At 72.3% G+C, this 4,495-nt stretch carries 5 protein-coding genes and 3 tRNA genes; 4 read left to right on the forward strand and 4 right to left on the reverse strand.

From position 1 onward, the window contains the following. Nucleotides 1-34: 34 nt before the first annotated feature. The 3 genes from rpmG to ACFVIM_RS33155 form a co-directional block, all read right to left on the reverse strand. On the reverse strand, nt 35-199 hold the full coding sequence (rpmG, locus tag ACFVIM_RS33145; protein ID WP_003948671.1) for a 50S ribosomal protein L33: 165 nt from the start codon (nt 197-199) through the stop codon (nt 35-37). Nucleotides 200-292: 93 nt separating this feature from the next. Further along, nucleotides 293-365, reverse strand: a tRNA-Met gene (locus ACFVIM_RS33150). 46 nt (nt 366-411) lie between these two features. Next, a tRNA-Thr gene (locus ACFVIM_RS33155) sits at nt 412-484 on the reverse strand. A gap of 351 nt (nt 485-835) precedes the next feature. Here ACFVIM_RS33155 and ACFVIM_RS33160 point away from each other — a divergent pair. From ACFVIM_RS33160 to ACFVIM_RS33170, 3 genes are all read left to right on the forward strand, one after another. Further along, the gene (locus ACFVIM_RS33160; RefSeq protein ID WP_384309492.1) at nt 836-2,056 is read left to right on the forward strand and encodes an amidohydrolase family protein; all 1,221 of its coding nucleotides are present in this window, start codon (nt 836-838) and stop codon (nt 2,054-2,056) included. Between the two features lie 73 nt (nt 2,057-2,129). Further along, nucleotides 2,130-2,786 (forward strand): SDR family oxidoreductase, encoded by a 657-nt coding sequence (locus ACFVIM_RS33165; protein WP_384309495.1) that lies wholly within the window; start codon nt 2,130-2,132, stop codon nt 2,784-2,786. Nucleotides 2,787-2,802: 16 nt separating this feature from the next. After that, nucleotides 2,803-3,324, forward strand: coding sequence for a GyrI-like domain-containing protein (locus tag ACFVIM_RS33170; RefSeq protein WP_384309498.1), 522 nt, complete (start codon nt 2,803-2,805; stop codon nt 3,322-3,324). Between the two features lie 363 nt (nt 3,325-3,687). Here the strand turns inward: ACFVIM_RS33170 and ACFVIM_RS33175 are convergent. Then, nucleotides 3,688-3,769 (reverse strand) — tRNA-Tyr (locus tag ACFVIM_RS33175). 193 nt (nt 3,770-3,962) lie between these two features. On the opposite strand from ACFVIM_RS33175, the gene ACFVIM_RS33180 reads away from it, so the two are divergent. After that, nucleotides 3,963-4,451 (forward strand): YajQ family cyclic di-GMP-binding protein, encoded by a 489-nt coding sequence (locus ACFVIM_RS33180; protein WP_384309500.1) that lies wholly within the window; start codon nt 3,963-3,965, stop codon nt 4,449-4,451. Nucleotides 4,452-4,495 lie beyond the last annotated feature (44 nt).

The following is a 4,495-nucleotide window of genomic DNA, read 5'->3' on the forward strand; positions in this document are numbered from 1 at the left end:
CCCTGGTTGGGGGCGGCCTCGTATACGAGCCTGATTAGCGGGTTTCGCGGTGCGCCGTGTGGGCGTTGCAGCGCGGGCAGTGCTTCTTCATCTCAAGACGGTCCGGGTTGTTACGCCGGTTCTTCTTGGTGATGTAGTTCCGCTCCTTGCACTCCACGCAGGCCAGCGTGATCTTCGGGCGGACGTCGGTGGCAGCCACGTGAGTGCTCCTTGGACGGACGGTGAACTAAATGAACAAACGCATAAAAGAGTAGCCGATCGGAGGACCGACCCCACAATCGGCTACTGTGTGTAGCGGTGACCGGACTTGAACCGGTGACACAGCGATTATGAGCCGCTTGCTCTACCGACTGAGCTACACCGCTGCGATATCGGATCACCTCACCCGAGGGTGAGGATCTCCGACACCAGAGCCCCAATACGGAATCGAACCGTAGACCTTCTCCTTACCATGGAGACGCTCTGCCGACTGAGCTATTGGGGCGAGCGATGAAGACATTACACGGTCGGTCGCCGATCGCCCAAATCCGTTTCGTCGGCCCCTGTCCGGCATCGGCCGCTCTCGTCCGGCGGGGTCCCCGGGACGGCCCCGACGGGGGCGGCACTCCCCTCCCGTCCACCCCGGGCACCCCACGCGCGGAGCGGTCGCCACAGGCCGCGCGCCACCCTGGTGACGCGGATCGGCCCGCAGCGGGCGGCCACACCAGTACGACTATTTCGCTCCTCCTCGAACGCCGCCCACAGCGCCCCTAGGCTCGATGCACGGCCGCGGCCCGTGTCCCTTGTCCCGCGCGCGGACCGAGCCCGAACCTCCCCCCGCAGGAGCAGGAGCGCGATGCCCGACAGCCAGCCGCAGCACCCCGACGACGCGACAGCGGACCCCGGCGCGCTGCTGCTCACCGGCGCGCGGCTGACCGATGGGCGCACGGTCGACGTACGGCTCGGCGGAGGAAGGATCGAGGCCGTCGGTACCGCGGGCAGCCTCACCCCGCACTCCGCGCGGGTGGACCTCGGTGGATATCTGCTGCTGCCCGCGCCCGTGGAGCCCCACGCCCACGGGGACACGGCACTCACGGCGGACACGCCCGGCCCCGTCTCGTACGCCGTGGAGGACGTCCAGCGGCGCGCGACGGAGGCGGCGCTGCTCCAGCTCAGCCACGGCGCCACGGCGCTGCGTTCCCACGTCCGCATCGGAGGCGTGCACGGGCTCGGGCCCATGGAGGCGGTCCTCCAGGCGCGGCGTTCGCTGCGGGGACTGGTCGACCTGTCGGCGGTCGCCGTGCCCCGGCTGCTGACCGGGCTGGCCGGGGCGGACGGGCTGGCGATGCTGCACGACGCGGTGAAGATGGGCGCGGGCGTGGTGGGCGGCTGCCCCGACGCCGACCCCGACCCCACCGGATACGCCGAGACGGTGCTGGAGGTAGCCGCCGAACACGGCTGTCCCGTCGATCTGCACACCCACGGCGACGACCCGGCGCGGCTCACCCGACTGGCCGCGATGGCGGGCGGGTTGCGGCCCGGCGTGGTCATCGGGCCGTGCGCGGGCCTGGCCCGGCTGCCGCGCGAGATCGCGGCCCGCTGCGCCGACCGGCTGGCGGCGGCCGGGGTGACCGTGGTCTGCCAGCCCCAGGGCGGCTGTGGCGCGGTGGAACAGCGCGGCGGGGCTCCGGTGCGACTGCTGCGCGCCGCCGGGGTACGGGTGGCCGCGGGAGGCGGCGCCCTGCGGGACGTGTCGAACCCGGTGGGGCGCGGGGATCCCCTGGAGGCGGCCTATCTGCTCTCCTCACAGACCGGGCTGCGGGCCCAGGAGGCGTACGAGACGGTCGCGTCGGCCGCCCGGAGCGCGCTGGGGCTGCCGGAGGTCCGGGTGGAGGCGGGGTTCCCCGCCGAGTTGCTCGCGGTGCGCGGGGAGCGGATCTCGGGCGTGTTGTCGCTGGCGTACAGCCGGATCGTCGTCCACCGGGGCCGGGTGGTGGCCCGTACCAGCGCGGTGCGGGAGTACTGCGACTCGGCGGCCGGGGTGGCGCTGGATCTGCCCCGGCAGGGGCGGTCCTGACTGTCGCGCGGGCAGGGGCGAGTTGACGCCAAGCGGCGCGCGGGAGCCAGGGTTCGGACGTACGGTCGTAGCCATGCGCATTGTCATCGCTGGAGGACATGGTCAGATCGCCCGTCGGCTGGAGCGGCTGCTCTCGGCGGGCGGGCACGAGGTCGCGGGCATCATCCGCGACCAGGGGCAGGGCGCGGCGCTGCGGGAGGCGGGGGCGGAGCCCGTCGTCCTGGATCTGGAGTCGGCCTCCCCGGCCGAGGTCGCCGGCGTCCTGGCGGGTGCCGACGCCGTGGTCTTCGCGGCGGGTGCCGGTCCGGGCAGCGGTACGGACCGCAAGGAGACCGTGGACCGGGGCGCCGCCGTGCTCGTCGCCGACGCGGCCGAGCGCGCGGGTGTCCGGCGCTATCTCCTGGTCTCGTCGATGGGGGCCGACGCGGCCCACGAGGGCGACGAGGTGTTCGACGCCTATCTGCGGGCCAAGGGCGCGGCGGACGATGACGTACGGTCACGGACCGCCCTGGACTGGACGGTTCTGCGCCCGGGCGCCCTCACCAACGACGCGGGCACCGGTCTCGTACGGCTGGAGGCGTCGACCGGGCGGGGCGCGGTGCCACGGGACGACGTGGCGGCCGTGCTGGCCGAGCTGATCGAGACTCCGGCCACGGCGGGACTGACGCTGGAGCTGGTCGGCGGGTCGGTCCCGGTGGTGGTCGCGGTCAAGGACATCGCGGGCAACTGAGCGGGAGGTGACGCGGGTGTCCGCAGCAGTGCCGCGCGCGAGCGCCGGGCCGACGGTCGAGGAGCGGGCGGCGCGACCGTACGCGTACCTCCGCGCCTCCGTCCGGATGGACGAATTCCCGGTGATCGCGGACCGGTTGGGTGAGCTGATCGGCTGGGTCTCCGCGCAGGGAGCCGCGTTCGCCGGGGCTCCCTTCTTCCGCTTCCGCACCGTGGACCCGGCGGGCGCGTCGGAGGTCGAGGCCGGGCTGCCGGTGCTCACCCCACCGGCCCCCGAGGGCGACTACCGGGTGGGCACCCTGCCCTCGGGGCGCTATGCGGCGATCCGCCATACGGGCCATCCCGACGGGCTGTTCGAGGCCCTGGGGACGCTGACGGCCTGGACGGAGCGGCAGGGCCTGACACTGGACCTGACGCGGAGCGAGCCGGGCGGTGTGGAGCGCTGGGGATGCCGGCTGGAGTCCTATCTGACGGATCCCCGGGAGGAGCCCGACCCCAACCGGTGGGAGACGGAGCTGGCGCTCCGGCTGGCGGACTGAGGCACCCCCGCGTCGGGGCACCCTGAGCGCGGGCCCGGGCCGGTACGGGCCGCGCGGCGCCGGGCCCGGGCCGGTCGGGGTCCGCCGGGCCTGGGCCGGTGGGGTGAGGGGCACGCCCACGCGGGTGGCCCCGCGCCGGGTGCCTGACCCGGTCCGCCGGACCGGCCACGGCGGGGCTCGCGAGGCGCGTGGTCCGCCCCTCCCGGCCCCTCCCGGACCCTCGCCGGCGCTTCGCCGGAACGCGAGTCCCATGGCCCGCCCGGGTCGTGGCGGGCTCAGGCCGAGGGCCGCCGGGAGTCAGGGTCGGAACACAACAAAACAGCCTCTGATCAGCAGAACCGATCAGAGGCTGTTCTTATCGCGTGGCGGCGCCAGGATTCGAACCTGGGTAGGCTAAGCCGACGGATTTACAGTCCGCTCCCATTGGCCACTCGGGCACACCGCCATGGGATATCGCTGCTGTGAACCCCGCTCTGAGCGGTGCTCCCTGGCAACGACGTAAACGATACCTGATCCCGGAGGATGCTCCGCCACCGGATTGATCAGCGCTCGGGGGCGGCTCGGGTGGCTAGGCTTGACCGAGCGGTTCGGGGACTCCGGCCGCTTCGCCACGCACCCGATTCAAGGAGCCACAGGACATGGCCGACTCCAGTTTCGACATCGTCTCGAAGGTCGAGCGGCAGGAGGTCGACAACGCCCTCAACCAGGCCGGCAAGGAGATCTCCCAGCGCTACGACTTCAAGAACGTCGGGGCGTCCATCTCCTGGTCCGGCGAGAAGATCCTCATGCAGGCCAATTCCGAGGAGCGGGTGACCGCCATCCTCGATGTGTTCCAGTCCAAGCTGATCAAGCGGGGCATCTCGCTGAAGGCGCTGGACGCGGGCGAACCGCAGCTCTCCGGCAAGGAGTACAAGATCTTCGCGACCATCCAGGAGGGCATCTCCCAGGAAGACGCCAAGAAGGTCGCGAAGCTCATCCGGGACGAGGGCCCCAAGGGCGTGAAGGCCCAGGTCCAGGGCGAGGAGCTGCGGGTCAGCTCCAAGAGCCGGGATGACCTCCAGGCCGTGCAGGCGCTGGTGCGGGAGCGGGACTTCGACTTCGCGGTCCAGTTCGTGAACTACCGCTGATCGCTTTCCGTGGCCCGAGGGCCCCGTCCCGCCCGGGACGGGGC

Source organism: Streptomyces sp. NPDC057638, from assembly GCF_042800315.1.
Taxonomy (GTDB): Bacteria; Actinomycetota; Actinomycetes; order Streptomycetales; family Streptomycetaceae; genus Streptomyces.